Below are 25,127 nucleotides of genomic sequence, written 5' to 3'. Positions count from 1 at the left end.
CAATCTAACTTTGAGCTAATCCTATGCGACGCATTTTCCTGACCCTGCTGACCGTTTGCTTGGGCGCTGGCCTCGCGACCGCCGCCGAGCAAAGCGACTACTACAAGATCACCACCTTCGAGATCCCCGAAGATATCGTCCTAGAAGCGGGCGGTCTCGAGTTCATGCCCAACGGCGAACTCGCGGTCTCCACCCGCCGCGGAGATATCTACATGGTGACCAACCCCTACTCGAAAGATCCGGCCAAAGAGTCGGAGCTCAAGCGGTTCGCCAGCGGCTTGCACGAAGTGCTCGGCCTGGCCTATCGCGACGGTTGGCTCTATGCGACCCAGCGCTGCGAGATCTCGCGCCTGAAAGATGAAGATGGGGACGGCAAGGCCGACCTGTTTGAAACGGTCGCGGTGCCGTGGGAAATCAACGGCGACTACCACGAATACGCCTTCGGCTCGAAGTTCGACAAAGATGGCTACATCTGGGCGCCGTTGTGCTTGACCGGTTCGTTCAGCAGCCAGGTTCCCTTCCGCGGCTGGTGCTTTCGCATCTCGACCGATGGCAAAGTGATCCCGACGGTGAGCGGCATTCGCAGCCCCGGCGGCATCGGCATCAACGCCGCCGGCGACGTCTTCTACACCGACAACCAAGGTCCCTGGAACGGCACCTGCGGTCTGAAACACCTGGAGCCGGGCAAGTTCGTCGGGCACCCCGGCGGCAATCGTTGGTACTCGCTCGCTCCTAACATGGGCCCCGAACCGCAAACGCCGCAAAGCGGCAGCCGCTTCCATATCGAAGCGGAAAAGATTCCCGAATACGTTCCGGCCGCGGTTCTCTTCCCGTACGACACGATGGGGAAATCGGCCAGCGGCGTCGAACTGGATCGCTCCGGCGGTAAGTTCGGTCCGTTCGAGAATCAAATGCTGGTCGGCGATCAGTCGCACAGCACCGTGATGCGGGTCTACATGGAAAAGGTGAACGGCCGCTACCAAGGCGTCTGCTTCCCGTTCCTCGAAGGGATCGCTTCCGGCACGTTGCCGCTGTTGATGAGCGAATCAGGCAGCCTGTTCGTCGGCGGCACCAACCGCGGTTGGGGTTCGCGCGGCAACAAGCCGTTCTCGCTGGAGCGAGTCAACTGGACCGGTAAAACCCCGTTTGAAATCAAAGAGATGCGGGCCAAGCCGGATGGCTTCGAATTGGAATTCACCGAGCCGTGCGACGCCAAGACGGCGACTGCGACCGACTCGTACAAGCTGACCACCTACACCTACATCTACCAGGAAAGCTACGGCAGCCCGGAAGTCGACCACACCGAACCGAAGATCACCAAGATTGAAAAGGTGAACGACAAAACGGTCCGGCTCTACATCGATGGCCTGCAAAAGGGACACGTCCACGAGCTCCACTCCCCCGGCGTCCGCAGCGCCGACGGACAACCCCTCTGGCACGAAGTCGCCTACTACACGCTAAACCAAATCCCAGCGAAATAGCGCAACGCCAACACTAGCCCGCAGCGCAAGCGAGGGAATGCGTTCAACCACCGAATGTCGAAGCTCGAATGACGAACCGACATCCATTCGTCATTCTGGTTTCGACATTCGTCATTCCCTGGACGCCGCATTCCCTCGGCTCGCGCCTCGGGCTACGATGAGCGGGTCCATGATTCGGGCGCCACTCTTCACCCCGCAGGCGGAATGACCATGACCTACCCTGATGACGCCGATGGGCAAGCGATCGCCGAGATTGCCGCGGCGGGAGTCGATCTTTCGCAGCCTCTCATAATTCGGTTCGCGATTGCCGTCCCCAATCAATCCTCAGCCGAAGCTTCGCTGCACGCCCTCGCCCAAAACGGCTACCCCGGCGAAATCGATTTTGACGAAGGAGAGCCCGACTTTGACGAGGCGGAGGACGACCCCGAGGAATTCGGACCGATGTGGACCGTCTACGTCGAAATGGTCGAGCTGCTGACGTACGACAACGTCATCCGCATCCAGAACGAGCTCGACCAACTGGTCGAGCCCCACGGCGGAAAGTGCGACGGGTGGGAAGTCGCCATCTGAGCGACTGATCAAATCGGCGCCGGTAGCGGCGGCATGCCGTTCACCCACGGCGCGTTTTGATCTGCGAGCGCTTCGCTGGAAAAATTCCGACTCCGGAAATACTCGTACTCTTCCAGCGTAATCCAGTGGTGATGCGCGTCGAGCACGAACGGCGTTCCGTCGGTCGTCGTCACGCTGTCAAACGGCAGCTTCCCGCGAAGAAACTGCTTGATGACGCTTCCAGGATGTTCGGTCGTCGTCATCACCGCTTCACCGTCACGCTGGTCGTGACGATGGCGAGGCGCGATATGCCTCAGGCCGGACCTCCTTTGCAGCAGGTCGATAACGTAGATTTCGTCGTCCGCGTATTGAGTCCAGTTTTGCATGAGAAACATCTCCTAACACGGTGTTGCTCTCAAACCAGTTCCGCCGTTTTCATCTCGGACTTATTCATCCTATCCGATGGACGCCAAGTCGTCTGCGAAGTTTAATCTGAACAGAAACGCGATGGACGACATGCACGTTTTTGGCCAAAGAATTTGACATCTACTCGCTCGTCCCCTAACTTGCCGTTCGGGACCAGGGCACTCGCAACGACAAGAATAGGTAGGCGGCTATGAATCCGGGCAACGCGACTTCACGACCACTGGCCATTGTCTTCGCCAGTCTCGCCTTCGCGGCAGTTTCTTCTGGTTCGCTCGCCGCCGCCGAACCGGCAAAACAACTGGCGAAACAGATCGACCAACTCGCCCAGCCCTATATCGACAGCGAAACGGTCGTCGGGATGTCGATCGGCGTTCTCTATGGCGACAAAACCCTAGTCCGCGGCTACGGAAAACTATCCCAGGACGATCCCCGCAAGCCGGACGGCAAGACGATCTACGAAATCGGTTCGATCACCAAGACCTTCACCGGGCTCCTCTTGGCGGATGCCGTCGCCAAAGGGGACGTCTCTCTTACGACGCCGGTGCAGGATTTGCTTCCCGACGGCGTATCGCTAAAGGCGTACGACGACGAATCTCCCATCGAACTTGTCCATTTGGCGACGCATGCTTCGGGACTCCCCCGCTTGCCGGGCAACTTCGCTCCGGCCGACGGAAACAATCCGTACGCCGATTACGACGACCAGCGTCTGGCCGACTTCCTTCGCAGCTATCAGCCGACCAAGAACCCCGGCGAAGCGATCGCCTATTCCAACCTTGGCGCCGGACTCTTGGGAAACGTTTTGGCCGCTCACGAAAAGGAAACCTACGAATCGTTGCTCGCAGCTCGGATCACGAAACCGCTCGGGATGCACGACACGGGGATTGCGCTCAAGGAGGAGCTTAAAAACCGTCTAGCTCCGCCCCACGTCGACGGAGGAGCGCCAGGGCACACTTGGAACATCGACGCCCTGGCCGGCGCCGGCGCGATTCGGAGCGACGTCAACGACATGCTCAAGTACGCGCGGGCGTATCTCCATCCGCCGAAGGGAAGACTAGGAGAAGCGATTGAAACCGCCTGGAAAATCCACCAGCAACCGATCGAGGCCAAAGACTTCGCGATGGGACTCGGTTGGCATGTCGCCCGCGACGGCGAAACACGCTGGCACACCGGCCAAACCGGCGGCTATCATTCGTCGATTTACATCAACCGCAAACTGAACGTCGCTGTGGTCGTGTTGACGAATACCGCCACCAGCGAGACCGACGCGTTGGCGGAACAGATCGTGCGAATGCTCGCCGGCGTGAACGAAAAACCGCGTGAGTTCGCCCAATATGTAAAAGTCTCGCCCGAGAACATGCAACGCTACGCCGGCAAGTTCCAACTCGCCCCCGGCGCCGTGTTCACCGTCTCGGTCGAAGGAGACAAACTGATGGTCGGGCTCTCCGGTCAGCCAACCTTCCGCGTCTATCCCCACAGCGACACCGAGTGGAAATACACCGTGGTCGAAGCGACGTTGACGTTTCAAGTCGACGACGAGGGAAAATGCGACGCCGTCGAACTGTTTCAAAACGGCGTGCGTCAGATGGCGAAGCGGATTGAATAATGGGAGGGAACGACCCACCCCATTTCTATTGGTACGCTAAGAAGATTTGCGACGCCACGAACACCCCGATCATCACCAACAACCAGAGCCAGAAGACCACCCACCGGTCATTGCTCGACAGTCCGGGGCCGGTATAGGGATACTTCAAGTCGTCCTCGCCGGACGATCTCAAATCATCGTCACGCTTAGCGTCCCGCTCCGAGGCGTCCCGCATTTGCTGCAACAAGAATAACGCCGCTCTCTTCTTCCGCTCTTCTTCGTCATTCGGCGTCGTCATCAGTCCCTCCCATGCGGATCGGCCAGCTTCTTCTTTACAGAATCTCCAAGGACCGGAGCCGTTGCGGCCGATTCTCCTGCTGTTGTGATTTGACAACAAATTCTTTTGACTTCAAGTCGCTGATGAAATACCCTGCCAAAGGCGCGCGAGCTGCGCTACCCCCGCCGATTCAAAATCCTTCTCCCTCCTCCGAAAGTTGACCCATGACCATCTCTCGCCGTCGCTTCCTGCATGCCTCCGCCGCCGCTCTCGCTCCGCTCGTCTTGTCGCGGGCCGTCTTGGCCGCGCCGGCCGCTACCGAAATGAAGCTCGGCCTGGTCACGTATAACTGGGGCAAGGACTGGGATCTCGCGACGACCATTAAGAACTGCGCCGCGACCGGTTTTGCCGGCGTCGAACTGCGGAGCACGCACAAGCATGGCGTCGAGATCAACCTCTCCGCCAAGCAGCGACAGGAGGTTCGCAAACAGTTCGCCGATTCGCCGGTCGAGTTCGTTGGACCGGGGAGCGCCTGCGAGTATCACTCCCCTGACCCGGCGGTCGTCAAAAAGAACATCGAAGAGACCAAAGCCTTCATCAAGCTGTCGCACGACTGCGGCGGCTCCGGCGTGAAGGTCCGCCCGAACGGCTTGCCGAAGGACGTTCCGGTCGAAAAGACGATCGAGCAGATCGGACTCTCCCTCCGCGAAGTCGCCCAGTATGCCGCTAACTACGGCCAAGAGATTCGCCTGGAAGTCCACGGCAAAGATACCGCCGCGCTGCCGGTCATTCATCAGATCATGCAGATCGCCGATCACCCCCAGGCCCGCGTCTGCTGGAACTGCAATCCCACCGACATGGATGGCGAAGGGCTGGAAGCCAACTTCCAGCTAGTGGCCGACAAGATCGCCACCGTCCACATCCACGACCTCCGTAGCAAGGCCTACCCTTGGCCCAAACTATTGGAGCTGCTCCGCGGCGCCCAGTTCACCGGCTGGACGCTGCTGGAAGAAGGCAACGTCCCGGCCGATATTGTTGGCTCGATGCGCGAAAATCAAAAACTGTGGACCGCCCTGGCGACGAAGTAAAGATTCCCTGGTAGCTTTGTAACTTCGTAGCCGTAGGTTGAGTCTTGACCCAGCCTGCGGCTACGGCGCTTTCTTCTACTTGCTCGTAAGTTCGAAATCGAACTTGTTCGCGCCGGAAGCGACCGTTTCTTTCAGGCTCGACTCTTTGTTGTATTTGGTCGGAACCCGCAATGTGGTACCGTCGTCCAGCGACTCACCACCATTAATACGCACGATATAGTCGCCCAGAGGCGCCCCTGTTTTGAATCCCGGGTAGGCGAGCGAGTAGCTGCCGTCCTGCTGGGTGTAGCCCGTGGCCGTCGCTCGATCCGCCGGATCCCCGGTCGGTTCAAAGTTGACTTCAAGACCGGGCACCGGCTTTCCATTCAAGGTGACGACGCCGCTGACCGGAGCCATGGAGTCGCCCGAGCAGCCGACCAAACCAAGCAAGACGGGAAGGAACGTTGTAGCTAAAGCGACGCGAACAAGCGGACGCATAGATGGATCCTTACGAAATCGGATGCGAGAGCGACAACATGCGAAGCTCATGTTGTCGCTTGGTTGCGAAACGCAGCTAGAGAATCAGCGATTCAAACCGCCTTAGAAGGGCGAGTCGAACGCTTTGCCGTCGCCGCGGAGGCTAAGCGGCTGCAAGACGTTGTTCTTGTTGGTCGTTTCGGGAATGAAGTGGACCGAAGCGTCCGCGGTCAGCGCCTGAACGCCCCCGGGATGCAAACTTGACCACCCCTTCCCGGCATTCTGCGGCTGACCAGCGGCGGCGTAGTCGAAGTTCATCGTAAACGCGGCGCGGAAAAGCGTACGCAGCGTCGACTCATTTCCGTAGCTATCGTTCCTGCCAGCACCCAGCCAAGTCGCCGCGTGCCCCTTCGGGTACTCTCGTTCCGCAACAAACAGGGTGTTGCTGGTTCCATCGGTAATGTCCGCCATGTTCAGGAAACTGTTCCCCCACAGCAAACCGCCGGCGTCGAGGTCACGGATCGGGTAGTTGGGAGTGTTGCTCCAGCCGGCACAGCCGACGTAGTTCGAGACGGCGACGTCAAAGCGATCGGTGCTGCTGAACTTCTGGCTTGCGGCAAGCTTGGGGGCGGCGTCGGAAGGACAGATGTACGCCTCGAGTCGCGTCTGCAACAGCGCTTTGTCGGCCGCCGTCGAGCTGCTCGAATAGCGGGTGTAGAGCGGAGTATTGCCCGGATCAAGTTGTTCGTAGAAGTTCCCCTGTTCAACGAACGGAAGAATTGCGACGGCCCATCCGTAATTGCACTTCCCATTGCCGCCGCGGTAGAGATAGCCGGCCGGGAAGGCGAGATAGGTGTCGTGATAGTTGTGCAGCGCGAGACCAATCTGCTTCAGGTTGTTGCTGCAACTCATGCGTCGCGCCGCTTCCCGGGCCTGCTGGACGGCCGGCAGCAACAAGGCGATCAGAACGCCGATAATCGCGATGACCACCAGCAACTCGACGAGGGTAAATCCTCTGCGAATGTTCATTCGATGCGTCATAGTTTCAATCCATAAGAAGAGAAAAGAAGATGAGAAATCCAATATTTTCGCATCAGATTTACTAACAGGCTAACGTTGCACACAAAGCAGGTCAACCGACATCCTCCCCCTCAATAGTGAGTTTATAACGCATTACATGCCACTAAGGGCCATTTAATGGAAAACACAATCGAAACATTTCTCAAGATCGCTTTCAATCATCATTGCCGATGCGAACCGGTCGGTTCTGGTTTTTAAAGGCCTTAGGCGGTGAGCTAACGGGTAATTACCCAGAAAATAGGCTCAACGGGAATTGAATAGGAAAAAATGTGGATTTTTTCCAACCGCTACCGCTGCAGCTCGACTCAACCGAAGTGGTGACGATGCAATGCTGCAGCTCTAGTTCCCCAGCCACGACGAGAACATCACGAAGAACAACAGCAACATCGGAATGAGCCCAATTCCCGCGGCAATGCAAATCGCACCCACGATCATTCCGCTCCGCCCTTTGAGAACGGTGTTCTGGGAGAACTGCAATCCGGACGGCGTGAATCCTTTGATTCCGATGACGATCAACAGAATCGAGAGAACGATAACGGCGATTTGAATCATGGTTGCGTCGCTGCAAGTCTTTCCGGAAGCGGGAGAATTCGGTGATCAAACGAGAAGGGGTCCGAGCGGCGTTAACTCTACGTCATGGTTAGATCGGTTGCGAAATGCGGATCAGCTCTTTTTCGCCAAATATGTTTCGCAGGCTGGGTTTCGCCCCAACAATTTGAAGGTTTGCAAGTCAAAAGCGCTTGACTATCAACCGACATTTCGATTTTGCTGTAGTGGGAAATCAATTTGGCGTTCCAGACGGAACGATTGTGAACAAACAACGAAAGAACGCCGCTTCGTTCCAATGTAGATTTCTATGACATCGCGTCTCTTCCTACTTCTTAGTTATTCGCTAGTTCTGATTGCCGCATCGAATTGTCGAGCGCAATCCGCGAGCGATCAGCCGATACGGACCTTTCTTGATCTGCAATACGGCAACCTGACGGAACGGCTACGCGAAGACACCTTCTTAGTCGTTGGTAAACTGCTAAGCGTTGAATACACGGGCAACCAAGAGGATCCCGTCGCGAACGCATTCTCCAAGATCGAGGTTCACCTTCGCCTGGAGGTGGAGCGCACCCTTTTTGGCCCTGCGCCGCAAGAGAATCCGCTTGTCATTCAACCGGTCTGGTACGCGCCAATTCAATTTCAGCGGCAAGGAACGCCAGGCAACCCGACTCGCGGGGACCGTCTCTTTTTTGAGGCGAGACTGACAGACGCGCCGAAGGAAGGCTCTGCGTGGAAAGGGGGACGGATCGGATTGGCCACCGAAGCGGAAGTGACGCGTTTAAAGCGGATCTCCGAGATTCTTGCTACGGCCGAACCATCGACTGCCGCTGCGAGCATTTTAAACGGCTGTGGCGACGCGGATGGTCAATTCGCCGCGTGGTGTTTGAGACTACTTGCGGAAAGTGAACGTTTGGCGCTGCACGAGCGTTGCCTGATCCACGATGCGATCTCGAAACATGTTCCTCCAGGAACGTTCGTCGAGGAATGTCGACTTTTGTTGCAAAATACGCAGTCCCCGTGCATCGCTTACGAAGTTGCCGATCACATCTTGGCTGCGGAAGCTCCCAGTGACGAGATGGAGCAGTTTCGCCATGAATGTCATTTACGTCGCATCTCGGACGTCATCGCCCATCCTCCGCAAGGCGCCGGATACTTTAGCCGCGAACCCGAATTGCGGCATCTACTCATGTTCTCGTATCCGCCGATGTCGCCGGGACGAAGAATTGAGGCGATCGATAAACTTCGCGAGTTGGTAGGCCCGCATGGTCCCGAGCGTCTACGTTGGCTCGGGCTTTGCTTCGCGTCGAATCTACTTGATCCCAGTAGCGAGGAACTGCGGAGAGAAGTCTTCCGCTTTTATCGCGACTTCATTCCGCAGGATGAAAAACTAGGGTTTTCCTATTGCGCCGGCTTGCGCAGGGGCATGGAAACCGACAGTGAATACTCCAAGCACGTCTGCACAGAAGGCATGGATATCCTCTCCTCGATGCTCGTCGGCGGCAACGCACGAATTGCCCAAAGTGCGTGCGGGGACTTGGGCCGCTACAGCGAATACTGTCGTCGACAAAACATCGGCTGGCCTGACCTGGCGTATGTTGTACGCGATCTCCGCGACGTGACCCCTCATCTTGAGTCGCGCAACGATTTGTCGAGAAAAATCGAGCGATGGGGCGTCGAGAAGCAAACGACGGATTAGGCGAATTTCGCAGTTTCGTTCGCTGGGTCCAGCCCCAACAATTTGACGCTCGGGTGGCGCTGCCGACCTTCTGCTCTACGGGCGCCACTGGCGCACTCTTTCGCCAGTGCAGCGCCGCATTGCACATCAGTCTTCGGCCAAAAAGCAGTTTCGTAGGCTGGGTCAAGACCCAGCAATAGGACGCTCGGCAATCAAATCCGCTGGGGCGTGACCCAGCCTACGGCACTTTAAGAGAACCAAGTTGCGTCGGGCGGTACTCATTTCATCGACCAATCGCTATATAGACTCTTCGGAGGCATCGGCGGATATTTTATCTTTTCGATTTCGCGTTTGATCTCCACGTTTCTCTGCTGCTCGCCCATCGTTTCCAAGATGGCGGCATATTCTTTGAGAAACTCGAGTTTCAAGTGGTCCGGGTATCCGGGCGTTGCCGCAATGGTCGACAGGATCTTTTCGTAGAGCACGGGCACTTGCTCGTAGTCGTTCAAGTTTGCCAATGCCTTTGCACACTCTTGCAGGAGAAGCAGCCCGTATTTCATGTCTTCGCCAACCAGCTCTGGGCAAGTTTTCAGACCAAGCGCCGCATAACGATACGCCTCGTCGTGTCGCTTGGCGATATTGAGAAATCTCGCGATCATGCCCGTCACCTGAACGAATCGAAGCGTTCGCTCCTCTTGCTGTTTCTGCAACAGCTGGATGAGCGTTTCGCCGGTCTCGATTCCTTCCGGCTCCTTACCAGCGGCAAGTTGCAAGATGTACAGGTAGGCCAACGTGTCGCTATAGAGATGACAATCGGCCATATTGCGTCGCTCAAGTTCAGTACGCACGTCCGTTGCAATCGCGATTCCCCGGTTGATGTCGCCGCCAGTGTATTCGCTCGCCGCTGCGATTTGCACCTTTATCCTAAGCTGCTCATACGAGTCGGCGCCGTAGACCTCGGAAAGCTCCAGCGCCTTATCTAGATGGACAATCGCACGCGGGTAGTCTTTTTGAAGCGTTGCCGCATTCCCAAGGCGACATTCGACTTGCATTTGCCGTGCTTTTTGCAGAGACTCTACCGGCATGGCGAGCGCCGCTTCATGATCGTCAAGTATCATGCGAGCCTCGGCTGCCGTTAGCAGTCTCAGATCGGATTTGTTGTTGACGGTAACGTCATAAATTTGCTGCATGACGTTCCGCTGCTGCTGATAGTCGTTCCTGTCATACGCGAGAGTGTAGTGTTCCAGCAGGATAAGCTGCGTCTTCTTAAGCGGAGTCTTTGCGGCGTCTTCATCCGCGAGGGTCTCGCATGCCAGCGCCAAAAACGTAAGCAGCAAGACTGCCGGAATCAGGATTCGAAAACGACTAGATCGATGAAACATCATTGCTTCAGTTCCAATCTATAAGGAAGTCCATCAGCATTCGATTAATCGGCGGTCCGGTGGCACTGTCGTCAGCGACAGTTCTCTTACTTGGCTGTCTAATCTAATAGCGTACTTGGACGATTTGTTCAAAGATCAAGTTGTTCAGATGACGCTTTCCTATTCGTAAAAACACTGTCGCTGACGACAGTGCCACCCGGCCAGCTTGTGAAATCCCAACGCTAACTTTGTCTGTTGACAAAGCGCACGCATTCGTGGTCGATTTCGGGGTGCGGATGATTCTGTCCTGCGGCGTTTCCACAAGGTGGCGAGGCCGCAGTTTGTTCTTTGGGAATTTGGTTGGGAGAAGAGTCGGGGCCAGCGCACGGTCGATGGGACGACGACCTAGATTGCCAAACGTGGGTTGCGATCCAGCAACGAAAAAAAATGATCGCGGTCCAGTCCACTCATCGGGCGCGATGGATGCGATTGGGATCGGTTCGTTGGGGAATCTCGGACGTGTGAAATGAAATTGCGTGCGGTCCAGTCCAGTGCGGATGAAAAAAATGGGGGTTGCGGTCCACATGATGAGAAGGCTGGGCAAGATGGGCTGAGACCTGAGTGGGCAAACGGGGACGTTTGTCGGTCGAGTCCACTTTCGGCGCGAAAAAAATGCGCGGCGGTCCAGTCCAGTCTCTGCGTCTTCCGCCCCAACGGGGCGAGCTAAAGTAGCCTAGGGTAAGTCGCCCACGGCGACGCAGCCCTAGGTTGGCTCGCGCGGTTCGATCGAAAGCCCCAACGGGGCGAACTAAAACCGAGAAACGTCCAGTCCAACGCCAGCGATCTTTACCGTCAGGTAACCCAGGGCTACATCGCCTGCGGCGATTCCACCCCGGGCTGCTTTAGTGCCGCCCCGTTGGGGCTCAAGAAAAAAGTTCGCTCGCGGTCCAGTCCTGATTGTGGACTTGCGGACGCATTTCCCTCGCTGGCGCTTCGGGCTACTAATGGAGGAGCGGACGCTGCGGAGACTTGGCTCGGCCGCGAATTAACGGGCGGCGGGGGCGGTGTTCGACGTTAGCTCGGCTGGGGTTCGCAGGTCGATTTCGCCGGCGGCGATTTGGGTTTGCTGCAGGGCGAGCAGCATGCCGACTTTTTGGGCCGCGCTGTTTTCATGCGGGCGTTCGGCGCCAGGAGCGCTCCCCCAGATCAGATGAGCGCCTTCAGCGGTGTGGAGTTCGTAGACGTTGCGTCCTTCTTCGCTCGCCGAGGCGACGATCCGGTGGAAGCCCAAGCGGGTCCAGACGCCGCCGAGCGAATCGGCAATACGAGCCGCTTCGGCGATGCGCGTGTCGCCCCACTCGTGCCCTGGCTTCTTTGTTCCTTCGGGAGCGACGCCGCCCAGGTTGATGCGGGGGAAGTGTTTGCGATTCGTTTCGAGATAGTCGTTGCCACGGCCGGGCAAGATGACTCCGTCGGCGTCGACCGGGATCAAACCCCAATCGGCGTCTTCGATCTTCATTTTGACTTCGACCATCGCGACCGGGCGACGGTATTGGATGTCGACCAAGACCTTGGTCGGGTAATACTTCACGACGCGGTCGACCGACTTGACCCACGGGTTCTCGGCCGCTTCGATCGCCGCAGTGATGTTCTTGGTCAAATCGCGATCACGGACGTCGAACGACTTTTTGTCGGCGAAGAGAACGTCGGCGACTTGTTGCAGCACTCCTTCGGCGATCCACTCCGGCGGAGCGGTGAAGGAGATTCGCTCTTTGGTGACGACGTAGAGATCCTCCGCTTCGTTCGAAGCGATCGAGCGCGACAAAGCGTAGGCGCCGCCGATGAACAGGACCACCATCAAGGCGCAGATCCAAAGCTGGCGCCCAAGCGGATCGGCAAGACCAAAACGCGTTGGCGCGGCGTTGCGCGTTGGACGACTCACCCCTGGTTGCTCCCTGCTCGAAAAGATGCCGCTGGCCCATCCGGTCTCGTCGGTCGCTACCAGAGCGAACGATAGACCTTCCTCATTGAGATCGGCCGCGGGGTCTCTCGAACATTAGAGCTTCCAGACGAGAATCTAACGGAGCCAGCGTTTCCCTTAGATCCGCCCGGCGGGAAGCGAAAGAGTCATCGTAATCGTCTTAAAAACCGCAACAGGACTCTACCAGATGGTGAGCCCGTTATTCAGCTCGATGCCGAAGACTTCATGGACGCGGCTGCGGACCAATTCCATCAGTTGCAGCACGTCCGCAGCCTTGGCTCCGGGACCGGCGACGACAAAGTTGGCGTTCCGTTCCGATAGCTTCACGGCGCCGACCGAAGCGTCGCGAAGGCCTGCTTGCTCGATCAAGCTAGCAGCACTCACATCGGCCGGATTGCGGAAGAGGATCGCGATGTTTTGTTCCGGCAGCGGCTCGGCGGCCCGTTTGACGATCCACTGCTTTTGCATGCGGCGGGTCAACTCGGCGGCGTCCCCTTTTTCGAGCTTCAGCTCGCCGCCGAGGATCGCGAATTCGTCGAGATTGCTTTCGCGGTACGAGAACCGGAGTTCGCCGGCGCCCCATTTACGGACTTCGCCGTCCGCCGACATCACGTCGACGTTCGAAACCCAGCGGCCGACGTCTTCGCCATTGTTGCCAGCGTTTCCCCGCAAGGCGCCACCCATGGTGCCGGGGATGCCGACCAGCGATTCGAGCCCGGCCAGGCCGAGACCGACGGTGGTCGAGACGACATTGGCCAGGCGAGCTCCGCCGCCGCATTTGACGCTCGTGCCGTCAACTTCGATGTTCGAGAAGGAGGGATGGCTCAGCCGAACGACGACCCCGGCGATCCCTTCGTCGCGGATCAGCAGATTCGAGCCGCCGCCGAGCAACCGGACCGGCTTTTCCTGCTCACGGCAACGTTTGAGCAGCGCGGCCAGTTCCGCCGTGTTGTTCGGTTCGGCGAAAAACTCCGCCGTGCCGCCGATCCGCAGCCACGCGTACGAGGCCAACGGTTCCTGCGTCCGCACAAAATGCTCAAATCCTTCGCAAAAATCCATGAGAGGTCGTTCCTTAGCTTGCAATCGCTCCGTCTGTAGTGATATCCGTCGGTTCATTAAACCGGGCTCCGGCGGCGTTGACAATGTCGCTAAGCCCCCTCGAGACGCAGGAATTGCACCTTACGTGCCAACGGTTTAGGCTAGAAACGTACGCAACCCCACCACCCAGCCATCGGACATCTCCTATGAACTCCCCCTCCAGTGACGAGTCGCGAGCACGTTATTCCCGCCGATCACTACTGGCCGCCGGCGTGGCCGGCGCCGTAACAGGAGTCGCCGCCAGTTCGCTGGGCGGTCGCGCCCAGGCCGAAGACGCGCAGCAGACGGTCGGCGTCAAAAACGGCCGGATCAACCAGTCGGTCGTACCGTGGTGCTACAAGCCGATGTCGCTGGACGAACTGTGCGGGCACGCCAAGCGGCTGGGCCTGAAGTCGGTCGAGTTGGTTCAGCCGAAAGACTTCCCGGTGCTGCAGAAACATGGACTCGTCTGCGCGATCACCAGTTCGCACGGCTTCGTCAAAGGTTGGAACGATCCGGCCAATCATGAGATGTGCCGCGAGATCCTGACCAAGAACATCAACGCGACGGCCGACGCCAACTTCCCCGCGGTCATTACCTTCAGCGGCATGCGAGGCGAACTGACCGACGAAGAAGGGAAGAAGAACATGATCGCCGGGCTGAAGACGATCATGGGCCTGGCTGAGAAGCGGGGGGTCAACGTTTGCATCGAACCGCTCAACACCCGCGTTGACGTCGAGATGAAGGGGCACCCCGGCTATCAATGCGACAAGATCGAATGGGCGGTCGACATCTGCGACGCGATTGGTTCGCCGCGACTGAAGATCCTGTTCGACATCTACCACACGCAGATCATGGAAGGGGATGTGATCGTCCGGATCAACCAGTTCAAAGATTACGTCGGCCACTACCACACCGCCGGCGTGCCGGGGCGCAACGAACTGGACGACGAGCAAGAGCTGAACTACCCGGCGATCATGAAGGCGATCGTCGCGACCGGCTACCAAGGTTTCGTCGGTCAGGAATTCATTCCGAAGAACAAAGACATGGTCGCATCGCTGGAAGCGGCGGTGCAGCTGTGCGACGTTTAGCTATTGAACGTCAGTCAGTCGTAGGTTGGGTGCAGCGCAGCGAAACCCAACAATACGATTGCAAGCGAAAGGTGGGTTGCGCAAGCGAGCAATGTTGAACGAGTAAATCGCTCGCTTTTCGCGCTTGCTCCACCCACCCTACGTCACTGAAGACATGCTCATCCGGCGAAGACGCCGCAAGAGCATGGCACCAAGGAGTAACATTTCGACTAACGTCGCGCTGATCGCTGACGCGATCGTTTCAAGAAATTCGGCTTCTTCACGACGCTGCTATGGGCTGCGTCGGTTCGAGCCAAACGAGGCCACGAGTGCGCCTCGGTGCAATGCGCCGAGGCGAACAGGTCTTCCTTCCCCAGGTAGCGCTGCCAGGCGTTGGGCGCATTCAGCGCACACAACACGGCGGAATTGAGTTCGTACAGATTGCCGTCGAGCCCGCGCTCGACCAGGGCTCGCTGCAAAGCGCCGGAGACTCCCATCGTCGACGCCTTCGCCGCCCGATCGATCGGCACCTTGCCGTCGGCTTGCTCCAGAGCGACCAACTCGGCGGCCGATTCGCACGCCTCTTGATTGAACGAATGAACGCCGGCGCAGACCAAGGGTCGCGCCGGGTAGACCATGCAAGCGCCGTCCATCCCGAGCAGCCCGCAACCGAGGCGTTTGGTTTGCGTCTCCTCGCGAGTCATCATCGCGCGGCGCATCGAGAGCTTTTTAAGACGGTCGCGGATCGCGTCGACCTGGGCCGTTGAGAGGCACTGCTGGATGTACTCGGCGGCGGCGATCGCTTCGACCGGCGTGACGTCGATCGCAACCGTGAAACAACAGGCCGAACAACCTTGCCGGCAAGCTCGCATCGGCGCCGTCAAACCTTCGGTCATCGGATCAGGCTGAAGCGTCCGCAGGGTGTCGATCAGATCGAGCGACTCCCCATGCTGCAAGCTGTTTAAGAGAGACGGCAGGTCGTCCTTCACGCGTGCGACCGCCGCATCGAACGCGCGTCGCGCATCGCCGCCAGCTTGGATTTCCTCAATCAGTGACTTCATGCCGGTCGCTTGCGGAGAGAGTCAGGTCGGTTCGTCATGGTCGCTTGGGGTTAACTTCGGCAGCCGACCAGAGCGTAGAAAACGAAATTAGCGCCCAAACGTTCTCTTTCCCCAGAAGGACGGAGCATCCTACCGCCTCGCGAAGCTTTGCCGGTTGGGAGTGACGGCGAAGCAGGCAAGCCTGGGAGATCACACGCGACTTTACCTCCTCTTTGGGATCCACAAGCGGCCGATCTCGCTTCAACACATTCCCACGGCGGTGAGCCGCACCGACGTCCGAGAGCTGTTCGATGCCGTAAATCGCGCAGCTATCGGACCTTTGAGGAGAAGCGTCTTCCCTCTAGCCGTACCGCCCGATCTCTCAGAAAAAAGGGGAACAATTTCTTGAATCGCGTATTTACAAGTTGTTTTTAAAAACAGATATTGAGCCCAACGCTCTGCGGAGCTGGATACGCTTTTGAGCTTCCCACGGCTCGATTCCCTCCAGGGTCGATCGCCGCTCTCTTCCTGAAAACTCGAGTCCTGGCTATGCCGACCCTTCTGTTCCGTACGTCCCTGTGGTTCGCCTTTCTTTACGGGCTCCTCACGATGGAAGCGACTGGCTTCGCCGCGGAACCAGAGCCGGTTCATATTTCCGGCAGCCTTTCCAAGCCGTTCACGCATGTCCTGCTCTGTTCGCCGACCATGTCGGTCCCGATGCCGTTCGCCCAAAGCGACGCCGGCGCCGCGGGAAGCTTTGAGTTGCAAGCGACGATTCCGCAGCCGATGGTGCAGGAGCTCGTCTTTTTCGATGGTCGCAAGCGAATTGCGACGCTGCCGATCTATCTGGAGCCGGCGGCGAAGCTGGCCGTAGAAGTCGCCAGCGGAAAAGTGGAGCATACCGGCGACCTTGCCCTCGAGAACTCCATCGTGTTGAAGCAGATGCCGCTCCTGCGGATGGAACTTATCCTCAAAAATCAAAGCGGCGATTCGGAGCGTGCCGCGTCGTTCCTCGCCCATCTGCAAGAAGATCTGAAAGTGGGCGCCGACGAGGAAGCGACTCCTGAGGCGTTTCGCCAATTGATCCTCGAAATCGCTCAGCGCGGCCTAGCCTACAACCGACTGAAAGCGCTCGAAGCGGAAGGTGGAGCCCCCTATTTGCAACAGCTGCAAGCGATCTACGCCAATCCACCGCGAAGCGGCGCCTTCGCCGGTCAAATCGAATGGCAGTACCAATATCTCGCGCTAACGGCCGCGTTCGCCGAGGCGGGACTCTTCGCCGACGCCGACCATCTGGAAACGGCGCGCGTAACGTGGGGTAGCGACGCGTGGATGCAGAGCAAGTTCGTCGTCTTCCTCCTCGACCACGAGATGAACATGCGGCGCTGGTTTCGCACTCCTTGGCGACCACGTCTGCTGCCGCTGGAGCGATTTGTGAGCGGCGAGCGCGATCGCGCCAACTGGGAGCGCATCGTGAAGGAATTCGAGGAGCTCGAAGCGTCATACGCTACGATCGCGGTCGGCCAACCGGCGGCGGAGTTTGCGTTTGAAGACGTTAACGGCAAGCTGGTTTCGCTCACGGATCTGCGCGGCAAATTCGTCCTGCTCGACTTTTGGAACATGGCGTGCGGACCCTGCATCAAGCAGTTTCCGTACCTCCACAAAGCGGAAGAAGAACTGGCCGACTCGGGAATCGTCATCGTTTCGATGAACTGCGACTACGACGACGCGCACGAGACATGGCGCGAATTCGTCAAAGAGCGTGGATTGGGAGGCGTCTTGTTACGGGTCAACGATGCGAAGTCGCGGCAATTCTTCGCTGACTATCAACTGAAAGGCTTCCCTCGATTTGCGCTGATTGATCCCGCTGGAAAGATGGCGGACCCCTATTTCCTGCGTCCCGAAGACAAGAAGTTCGTTCCTGAACTGCTGTCAATCCGCAAGCAATACGACCAAGAGAAATCGCCGACGCCGTAGTACGAACCGAGTATCGCCAATCCTTCATCCGATGAACGTCTAGCTTCCAAAGTCAACGTCGTGAAAGCCGCCAGCCCCAAAAAGTCGCCCGACTTCCTCTCCGAATCGGCCCAGATTCTGGAGCGGTTGCAGCAACCGTTGGCGGGGGTGATGCGAGCATTGGGCGGAATCAAGAAGTCCGGCGACTTGGAACGGATGCTCGGTCTTGATCGGACGCTCGCCTGGCAGTTGGTGAAAGTAGCCGAGTCGACCGATCCGCTGGAAAACGCCGCCAACGTTCCCTCCCGAGTTTCGATCGAACGCTTTGTGCAAGGCGCCCAGTCGCTAGGCGTTAGCTCCGACCTTACTACGCCGCTGTTGGCCGCGCATGAGCAGTTTGAATCGCTCGTCGCGCGGCATGCCGGCGATCGCGTCTGTTTTAACACCATGGTCTCCGCCGCCGGCAAAGGAGAGCAATGGCACGCCAAAGAGTTGCAGCACCGCCGCAACGTCTTTCGCGGAATGAGCCACATGCTGGGCGTACAAGCGGGACTGCTATTGCGCAGTTCGTTTGTGCGACGCCTGGCCAGCGATCCCGATAAGGTCGAAGCGATCTGCATCGGCGGCGTCTCCAATCTGCGTTTGCTGCGAGAAACGGAGCGGATCAACATCTATCAATCGCGCGTCTTTCGACAATTGGAAGATGGGGTCAGTTACCACTCGAACATCGAGCGAACGAACGTTTACGGCAATGAAGAGATCGACGGGTACCGTCTCTCTGACTTCTGCACTTCGCGCGACGCACAGTGCGAAATGATCCACGGCGAATCTGGTTGGATCTACGGCAACCTGCTGAACGGCGCGATCGGCGCTACCGGCGAATCGTCGCACTACTTTGGAACGCGCTACTACAACATTCCGCATCCGGCAGGTCGCGAAGGTCAATTCGCAACGCGGCTCCATATCGACCTGCCGGTGAAGGTTTACATTGCGGATGAATTCATTGAGCCGGGCTTCGCCGACGACTGGATCGCCCAGGCGTCGGCCATGGTCGGCAGTTCAGCCAGCGATCGCGCTGCGCCGCCAGGCATCGAGCGGACGTTGCCCTGCCGAATGGACTTCGAATGTCTCGGCCAAGGTCCGCCGCCGGCGATTAAAGAATTCCCCGACTACCCGGAGATGGTCCGCCACGTCGCCGACCACTCCGGATTCGATCTTAGCGACTACCAATGTTGGCGTTTACGGGTTGAGTATCCCTTGTACGGAAGCACGATTATGAGCGAGTTCGTGGAACCGCGCAGTTAACGTTCGGCAGTCCGCATAATTCGCAGTTTGCGGTTCCAATGTCACCAAAATTTAGGATCATTTCAGCAATTCCAAAACGTTTTACGTGCACTTGAGCCCCCAAACATGCCATCCCCTTTTTTACCTTTGGCTCAAGCCCCGCCGAGAACTTTTATCCTTACCGTTACTGGAGAATCTTCTATGGCGATTCAGGTCCTAGCGACTCCCCGGCGCAAACGCTTCGGCTTTACGCTGGTCGAACTATTAGTCGTGATTGCGATTATCGGCGTACTTATTGCGCTCCTTTTGCCGGCCGTCCAACAGGCCCGCGAAGCGGCTCGTCGTATGAGCTGCACCAACAACATGAAGCAGATGGGTCTGGCCCTGCACAACTATCACGATACCCATCAAGTCTTCCCGCCGGGCTTGTTGCATCCCGATTCGTCCGCCACCACTGGCGCAACTTCGTCGTGGTTTCCCTTCAGCAAATGGGCCAACGGTTACGGCTGGGGAACGTTCATTCTTCCTTTCATGGAACAGAACGGACTGCACGACGCGCTGGAATCGATTCCAGTTTGGTCGGCGCCTAACGCGCAAGTTTCGATCTCGGCTTACGAGTGCCCGTCTGATCCGAGCCCGTCGCTGAATCCTTATTACTACGACGGATTCTATTTGCCGCGCGGCGGTCTTCCGGACGACCAGCGAATGGCGAAGTCGAACTACGTCGCCAACCACGGCACCGGTCTGGCTCGTCCCACTGGCGGTTCCTATGGCAACGGCGCTTCGGCGCTGCACACCAGCTTCCGCTTCCGCGACTTTACCGACGGTACGTCGAACACGATCTACCTGTCGGAGCGAGACGGCGTTCGCAAGTCGTCGCTGACCAGCAGCAGTCCGTCTGGCGGCGCGATCTGGATCGGCGCACCGAAGATCGCCACCGGCGGATCGTTCCAACACAACCACTGCTCCTTTGCGAGTTCGGCGACGACCGCGACGACACGTCCGATCAATTTGCCGACCGGCAAATCGCTAGTGCAAGATGTCGCGAGCAGTCAACATGTCGGCGGCGTCAACGTAACCCTGGTCGACGGTTCGGTTCATTTCCTCAGCGAGAACACCAGTTGGGAAACGGTCGCCGCTTTGGCGCGACGAGCCGATGGCGAAGTGGTAGGAGAATGGTAATGCCAGCGTTGAAATACCCCACCACGTCGTCCTACTCCAAGGCGGGCGTTTGCAGCCTGGTGTTATTGGCGGCGAGCCTGGCCGGCTGCGGCCGAGATCCGTTCGCGTGCGTGCCGGTCTCGGGACAAGTGACGCTCGACGGCCAGCCGCTGGCGACCGCGCGAGTCATCTTCTCTCCGCAAGGGGACGGCAAGAGCGCGATCGTCGGGCCGATTTCGTACTGCATTACCGACGAAAACGGCAACTATCAATTGGCGACTCCGCATGGCAAGCAAGGCGCCGTCATCGGTACTCATTCGGTTTCGATTTGCGGAGAAGTCCGAGACGAGGCCAACCCCGAGTTGGTTCTCGTCAAGGAATACCTCCCCGCACGCTACTGGAGAGGTAAAGAGCTGACCTTCGACGTCCCCGACTATGGGACCGACGAGGCTCACTTCGCTTTGACCAGCGATAAGAAAAAATAGCGATTTGTTTTCGCCTGGGGCCTGAAAGATTCAGGCGACGCCGGGATCCGCTGGATGCGGATTTCACGAAAGCGAGTCGCGGTTTCGCTCTTAGGTTGGGCGGTTCGGGGCAGCCGCCCAACCTTGGACGAATCCTCTATTGGCGCGATTGCGCCCCTTCTCTCTCCGCCGCTTCGCGCACGAAAGCTAGCGCGATCCGCTTGACGGCGACTTGTCAGAACTGGGCCGCTGACCGAAACTTGTTCTACCCCACACACCACCAGCCCTTTTGGACCTTCCCCAGCATGCGCGCAGAAATCGTGGCGATCGGCGACGAACTTACCAGCGGTCAACGTCTCGATACTAACTCGCAGTGGCTTAGCCAGGAGCTAGGCAATCTCGGCATCGCCGTCGGTTTTCATACCACCGCCGCCGACGAACTCGATTCGCTGGTCGACTGCCTGAAGATCGCCGCCGACCGGGCCGACATTGTCGTCGTCAGCGGCGGTTTGGGTCCGACGGCCGACGACCTGACCCGCGAAGCCTTCTCGCTCGCCTTTGATCGCCCGCTGGAGTTGGACCCCGAAAGCCTGGCCCATATCGAGCGGCGATTTGCATCACGCGGCGTCACCATGCCAGAGCGAAACCGCGTTCAGGCGATGTTCCCGGCTGGCTGCCAGGTCGTGCCGAACCCGAACGGCACCGCTCCCGGTATTGACCTCACCTTAGAACGCAACGGCCGCACCGTTCGCCTCTTCGCCCTTCCCGGGGTGCCGATCGAACTGAAAGAGATGTGGACGCAGACGGTGAAAGGGGCGATCGGCGGAACGTCGGCGGCGCCGGCCAATTTGATTCGTCACTATGAGCTGAAGTGCTTCGGCGTCGGCGAAAGTCGACTGGAAGAGATGCTGCCCGATATGATCCGCCGCGGCCGCGAGCCGCAGGTCGGCATCACCGTTCACCAAGCGACTATTACGCTGCGCGTCACTACCAATGGCAAAGATGACGTCGAGTGCCTGGCCCAGGCGCAGCCGACGCTTGATGAGATCCGTACGATTCTGGGGCCGCTCGTCTTCGGAGAAACCGGCGACGAACTGCAAGACGCCGTCGGCCGCATGTTAACAGCCGCCGGTCAGACGGTCGCTTGCTGCGAATCGGCGACCGCCGGGTTGATCGCTTTGTCGCTCACCGAATCGCCGGCCGCTAATGCCTCTTTCGCCGGAGGACGAATCACGCCGAGTTTGCAAGCGCTTAGCGTCTACGCCGGTGAAGCGTCCGTTGGTGAGACGGCCGTTGTCGAACAGGCGGCCAGCAAAGTACGGGAAGAGTTCGGTACCGACTACGGTTTAGCAATCGGCCCAATCGACGAGAGCGGCGCCTATAGCTTCGCCGTCGCTGACGCGAAGGGTGTGGTCAGCGAATCGTCGCAAACGCTGGGACATCCCGAGATCCATCGCCCGCGAGCAGCGAAACAAGTTCTCGATCTGCTTCGCCGACGGATGATGTCATAAGCCGCAACACTAGCCCGCAGCGCAAGCGAGGGAATGCGTTCGGCTAACTGACGAATGTCGAAACCAGAGTGTCGAATGGAAGAAACTTCGTCACTCGAGCTTCGACATTCCTCATTACATGGACGCCGCATTCCCTCGCTTGCGCTGCGGGCTAGTGTTTGATTATTCCAGATTCGCCAGGATCTGCGGAACGTCGGTCACCGCGCATTCCAACTCTTCCCCAAACGTCACCGGTTGGCGGATCGCTTCGGCGAGTCGCTTCAGATAGACGCGACGGGGAATCTCTTTCGCTCCCATCCGTCCGGTATGCGGGGTCCACTGCTGAATGTCGAACAGTTGATAGCCGCGTAGATTGAGATGGGCGACCAGCGTCGCCAGCGCGACCTTTGACGCGTCGGTGACTTTGTGGAACATCGATTCGCCGGCGAACGCTCCGCCGATGCCGACGCCATAGATCCCACCGGCCAATTCTTCCCCTTGCCACACTTCGACGCTATGTGCGTGCCCCTCTTCGTACAGATTGCAGAAAGCTTTGAACATGTGGGGGGTAATCCAGGTCCCATCTCCACTTTTGCGGCGGCGCGAGCAGCCCCGCATCACTTCCGGGAAGGCGCGATCGCAGGTCGCGGTAAACTGTCCGCTCCGCATGGTTCGGGCCAAGCGATGCGAGACATGCAGTCCGTTCAGCTCGATAATTGCCCGCGGATCGAGCGAAAACCAGGTCATCGGCAGCCAATCGTCCCACATCGGCCAGGGGAAAATCCCGTGAGCGTACGCGTCTAGCAGCCGCTCGGCCGATAAATCGCCGCCGATCATGACGAGTCCTTGCTCATCAGCCGAATCGGCGGGGGGAAAAAACTTTGGCGCCATCATCCGTTCCGTGGTTTCCGCGTAGGTCTTGTTCTTTCCAAATTGTGCTGGACAATAGACTTAAGAGCAATCGGCAATCTCCGGCAAAAAACCTGTCGGCAGCCGCTTTGATGAACTTGACTCGGAATCGCCAAAAAGCATAAATTGCTCCCACTCGCCATGGAAGGCGAAGACGGCGACCGACTTACGTCGCTTTTGAGCCAGCAAGGAGCTGACTCGAAGACGAACCACAATCGCAGCCGAACTCTGAGGACTTTTTTCCTCGGACCACCGAAAGGGAATTCACCGTGACACTGGACGACTCACGCGAGCAAGTACGCCAGGCATCCGATATTGCGGATGTGCTGGGCGGTTACCTGCCGCTGACGCGCCAGGGTCGCATCTACGTCGCCCTCTGCCCGTGGCACAATGACTCTCGCCCAAGTTTGCAGGTCAACCCAGAACGCCAATCTTGGCGCTGTTGGGTCTGCGGCATCGGCGGAGACGTCTTTAGCTTCGTCATGCGTCGCGAAGGGATCGATTTCCGCGAAGCGCTCGAACTGCTGGCCGATCGCGCCAACATTTCGCTCAGCAAAGCGGCGCCGGTTCAGCCGGGATCTCCCAACGACAAGCGAACGTTGTTCGCCGCGACCGCGTGGGCGGAACGACTGTTCCAAAAATATCTCGCACATTCTCCCGATGCGGACGCCGCGCGACGTTATTTCCACGATCGCGGCATTTCGCAAGATTCGGTGAATCGCTTCCATTTGGGTTACGCCCCCGATCAATGGCAATGGCTGGTCGACCAGGCGCGCTCGACCGAGTTCTCCGCCGCCGTGCTCGAAAAAACGGGCCTGATCGGCCGCAGCAGCACCTCCGGCAAGCCGTACGATCGCTTCAAGGGACGCGTGATCTTCCCGATTCATGACGTGCAGGGACGAACGATCGGCTTTGGCGGACGCATTCTGCCGGGCAACAACGATCCGAAAGCGGCCAAGTACGTCAATTCCCCCGAAACGAAGCTCTTCTCGAAGAGCGATAACCTTTACGCCCTCGATCTGGCGCGAGACGCGATCGTCGAATCTCGTTCGGCCATCGTCGTCGAAGGCTACACCGACGTGATCGCCTTGCAGCAAGCGGGCGTTCGCAACGTCATCGCGGTCCTTGGTACGGCCCTCGGCCAACGTCACATTCATCTCCTCCGTCGCTACGCCGATCGCATCTATCTGCTGCTCGACGGGGACGAAGCGGGACAGCGCCGCACGAACGATATCCTCGAACTTTTCGTATCAGAACAAGCGGACCTGCGAATCGTTACGCTTCCCGATCAGTTGGATCCGTGCGACTTCGTCCAGCAGCGCGGCGTTGACGCGTTTCACGCCGCCTTGGACACGGCGGTCGACGCGCTGGAGCACAAATTGCGGATCACGACCGCCGGAGTCGACGTTCGCCGCGATCTGCACAAGGCGAACGAAGCGCTGGAAAGCCTGCTGTCGACGATGGCGCGAGCCCCACGACTGCAGGATGGCGCCGGCTCGGAAGTTCGCTTGCGAGAACATCAGTTTTTGAGCCGTTTGGCTCGCAAATTTGAAGTCGATGAGCAAGAGCTGCGTAAGCGACTTTCGTCGCTTCGTCGTGCGACCAACGCCGCGCCGGATCGCTCGGCCGCGCCGTCCGACGAAGATGTGAAAGTTCGGGCCGCGGAATTGGATCCGTACGACCGGAACTTGCTCGAAGTGTTGGCCTGTCAGCCTGATCTCACCTTGTTGGCGGCCGATGAAGTGGGCGTCGACGAGATGAGCAGCGAACCGGCTCGCCGGCTTTACCAGACATTTATCACTGCGTGCCAGGACGGCTCGCCGGTGGAATTCAATCAATTGCTTTCCGGAATCGAATCAGAGTCGCTCAAAGGCTTGTTGGTGGAACTCGACGAGCAAGCGGCGGCGAAGAATATCACCGATCCCGAAACGCTGCTGAAATCATTCATCGCGGATTACCAACGCCGCTTTGAAGAACGAGAGCATCGCAACAACGTTGCCGCTCTCGATGACAAAACGATGCATGGGCAGGACGAAATGGATCTCCTGCAACAAATGATCGAACGTCAACGAAGTCGACAGGGAATCGTTTCTCCCACGGACGGGTAGAACTGTCGACGCACTGCTGTTGAATCGGCGCCCGCACGCTCTTTCGACGGCTTACAACCTGAT

The 25,127-nt window shown here is 58.4% G+C and carries 22 protein-coding genes; 12 read left to right on the top strand and 10 right to left on the bottom strand.

What is annotated here, in order from left to right:
• Nucleotides 1–23: 23 nt before the first annotated feature.
• Nucleotides 24–1,481, top strand: coding sequence for a DUF7133 domain-containing protein (locus LOC68_RS01330; protein WP_230214742.1), 1,458 nt, complete (start codon nt 24–26; stop codon nt 1,479–1,481).
• Nucleotides 1,482–1,691: 210 nt separating this feature from the next.
• Nucleotides 1,692–2,051 carry a ribonuclease E inhibitor RraB gene (locus tag LOC68_RS01325; protein WP_230214738.1) on the top strand — a complete coding sequence of 120 codons (360 nt, stop codon included), beginning with the start codon at nt 1,692–1,694 and terminating at the stop codon, nt 2,049–2,051.
• Between the two features lie 8 nt (nt 2,052–2,059).
• On the opposite strand, the gene LOC68_RS01320 is transcribed toward LOC68_RS01325, so the two are convergent.
• Entirely contained in the window at nt 2,060–2,416 is a 357-nt protein-coding gene (locus LOC68_RS01320; RefSeq protein ID WP_230214726.1) for a hypothetical protein, read from the bottom strand.
• Between the two features lie 230 nt (nt 2,417–2,646).
• Here LOC68_RS01320 and LOC68_RS01315 point away from each other — a divergent pair, with 230 nt between their 5' ends.
• Nucleotides 2,647–4,059 (top strand): serine hydrolase, encoded by a 1,413-nt coding sequence (locus LOC68_RS01315; protein ID WP_230214724.1) that lies wholly within the window; start codon nt 2,647–2,649, stop codon nt 4,057–4,059.
• Nucleotides 4,060–4,084: 25 nt separating this feature from the next.
• Here the strand turns inward: LOC68_RS01315 and LOC68_RS01310 are convergent, their stop codons facing one another.
• Nucleotides 4,085–4,336, bottom strand: coding sequence for a hypothetical protein (locus LOC68_RS01310; protein WP_230214721.1), 252 nt, complete (start codon nt 4,334–4,336; stop codon nt 4,085–4,087).
• A gap of 203 nt (nt 4,337–4,539) precedes the next feature.
• Here LOC68_RS01310 and LOC68_RS01305 point away from each other — a divergent pair, with 203 nt between their 5' ends.
• Nucleotides 4,540–5,403, top strand: coding sequence for a sugar phosphate isomerase/epimerase family protein (locus LOC68_RS01305; RefSeq protein ID WP_230214714.1), 864 nt, complete (start codon nt 4,540–4,542; stop codon nt 5,401–5,403).
• 75 nt (nt 5,404–5,478) lie between these two features.
• Here LOC68_RS01305 and LOC68_RS01300 read toward each other — a convergent pair whose 3' ends face one another.
• From LOC68_RS01300 to LOC68_RS01285, 3 genes are all read right to left on the bottom strand, one after another.
• A complete protein-coding gene (locus tag LOC68_RS01300) occupies nt 5,479–5,880 on the bottom strand; it encodes a hypothetical protein (RefSeq protein WP_230214712.1) in 402 nt (133 codons plus the stop codon).
• 102 nt (nt 5,881–5,982) lie between these two features.
• Nucleotides 5,983–6,888, bottom strand: a complete 906-nt coding sequence (locus tag LOC68_RS01295; protein WP_315858818.1) for a DUF1559 domain-containing protein — start codon at nt 6,886–6,888, stop codon at nt 5,983–5,985.
• Between the two features lie 390 nt (nt 6,889–7,278).
• Complete coding sequence (locus LOC68_RS01285) at nt 7,279–7,491, bottom strand: hypothetical protein (RefSeq protein WP_230214710.1); 213 nt, start codon at nt 7,489–7,491, stop codon at nt 7,279–7,281.
• 304 nt (nt 7,492–7,795) lie between these two features.
• On the opposite strand from LOC68_RS01285, the gene LOC68_RS01280 reads away from it, so the two are divergent.
• On the top strand, nt 7,796–9,184 hold the full coding sequence (locus LOC68_RS01280; protein ID WP_230214708.1) for a hypothetical protein: 1,389 nt from the start codon (nt 7,796–7,798) through the stop codon (nt 9,182–9,184).
• A 257-nt stretch (nt 9,185–9,441) separates the two neighbouring features.
• On the opposite strand, the gene LOC68_RS01275 is transcribed toward LOC68_RS01280, so the two are convergent.
• The 3 genes from LOC68_RS01275 to murB form a co-directional block, all read right to left on the bottom strand.
• Nucleotides 9,442–10,548, bottom strand: a complete 1,107-nt coding sequence (locus LOC68_RS01275; RefSeq protein ID WP_230214706.1) for a hypothetical protein — start codon at nt 10,546–10,548, stop codon at nt 9,442–9,444.
• 1,021 nt (nt 10,549–11,569) lie between these two features.
• Nucleotides 11,570–12,466, bottom strand: a complete 897-nt coding sequence (locus LOC68_RS01270; protein WP_230214703.1) for a cell division protein FtsQ/DivIB — start codon at nt 12,464–12,466, stop codon at nt 11,570–11,572.
• Nucleotides 12,467–12,685: 219 nt separating this feature from the next.
• Nucleotides 12,686–13,564 (bottom strand): UDP-N-acetylmuramate dehydrogenase, encoded by an 879-nt coding sequence (gene murB / locus LOC68_RS01265; protein ID WP_230214698.1) that lies wholly within the window; start codon nt 13,562–13,564, stop codon nt 12,686–12,688.
• A gap of 185 nt (nt 13,565–13,749) precedes the next feature.
• Between murB and LOC68_RS01260 the strand changes: the two genes are divergently transcribed.
• Nucleotides 13,750–14,673, top strand: a complete 924-nt coding sequence (locus LOC68_RS01260; protein WP_230214695.1) for a hydroxypyruvate isomerase family protein — start codon at nt 13,750–13,752, stop codon at nt 14,671–14,673.
• Nucleotides 14,674–14,882: 209 nt separating this feature from the next.
• Here the strand turns inward: LOC68_RS01260 and LOC68_RS01255 are convergent, their stop codons facing one another.
• Entirely contained in the window at nt 14,883–15,713 is an 831-nt protein-coding gene (locus LOC68_RS01255; protein ID WP_230214692.1) for a YkgJ family cysteine cluster protein, read from the bottom strand.
• A 528-nt stretch (nt 15,714–16,241) separates the two neighbouring features.
• Here LOC68_RS01255 and LOC68_RS01250 point away from each other — a divergent pair.
• From LOC68_RS01250 to LOC68_RS01230, 5 genes are all read left to right on the top strand, one after another.
• Nucleotides 16,242–17,669 (top strand): TlpA family protein disulfide reductase, encoded by a 1,428-nt coding sequence (locus LOC68_RS01250; protein ID WP_230214690.1) that lies wholly within the window; start codon nt 16,242–16,244, stop codon nt 17,667–17,669.
• Nucleotides 17,670–17,729: 60 nt separating this feature from the next.
• On the top strand, nt 17,730–18,953 hold the full coding sequence (locus tag LOC68_RS01245; protein ID WP_230214681.1) for a hypothetical protein: 1,224 nt from the start codon (nt 17,730–17,732) through the stop codon (nt 18,951–18,953).
• Nucleotides 18,954–19,133: 180 nt separating this feature from the next.
• Entirely contained in the window at nt 19,134–20,114 is a 981-nt protein-coding gene (locus LOC68_RS01240) for a DUF1559 domain-containing protein (protein WP_230214678.1), read from the top strand.
• Nucleotides 20,114–20,578 (top strand): DUF4198 domain-containing protein, encoded by a 465-nt coding sequence (locus LOC68_RS01235; RefSeq protein WP_230214675.1) that lies wholly within the window; start codon nt 20,114–20,116, stop codon nt 20,576–20,578. Before LOC68_RS01240 ends, LOC68_RS01235 begins: the two co-directional genes overlap by 1 nt.
• 284 nt (nt 20,579–20,862) lie before the next feature.
• Nucleotides 20,863–22,068 (top strand): CinA family nicotinamide mononucleotide deamidase-related protein, encoded by a 1,206-nt coding sequence (locus LOC68_RS01230; protein WP_230214672.1) that lies wholly within the window; start codon nt 20,863–20,865, stop codon nt 22,066–22,068.
• A 162-nt stretch (nt 22,069–22,230) separates the two neighbouring features.
• Here the strand turns inward: LOC68_RS01230 and aat are convergent, their stop codons facing one another.
• Entirely contained in the window at nt 22,231–22,938 is a 708-nt protein-coding gene (gene aat, locus LOC68_RS01225) for a leucyl/phenylalanyl-tRNA--protein transferase (protein WP_230214662.1), read from the bottom strand.
• Nucleotides 22,939–23,225: 287 nt separating this feature from the next.
• Between aat and dnaG the strand changes: the two genes are divergently transcribed.
• The gene (dnaG, locus tag LOC68_RS01220; protein ID WP_230214660.1) at nt 23,226–25,064 is read left to right on the top strand and encodes a DNA primase; all 1,839 of its coding nucleotides are present in this window, start codon (nt 23,226–23,228) and stop codon (nt 25,062–25,064) included.
• Nucleotides 25,065–25,127 lie beyond the last annotated feature (63 nt).

The organism is Blastopirellula sediminis, assembly GCF_020966755.1.
Taxonomy (GTDB): Bacteria; Planctomycetota; Planctomycetia; order Pirellulales; family Pirellulaceae; genus Blastopirellula; species Blastopirellula sediminis.
This window is presented reverse-complemented; position numbering and strand designations above follow the sequence as displayed.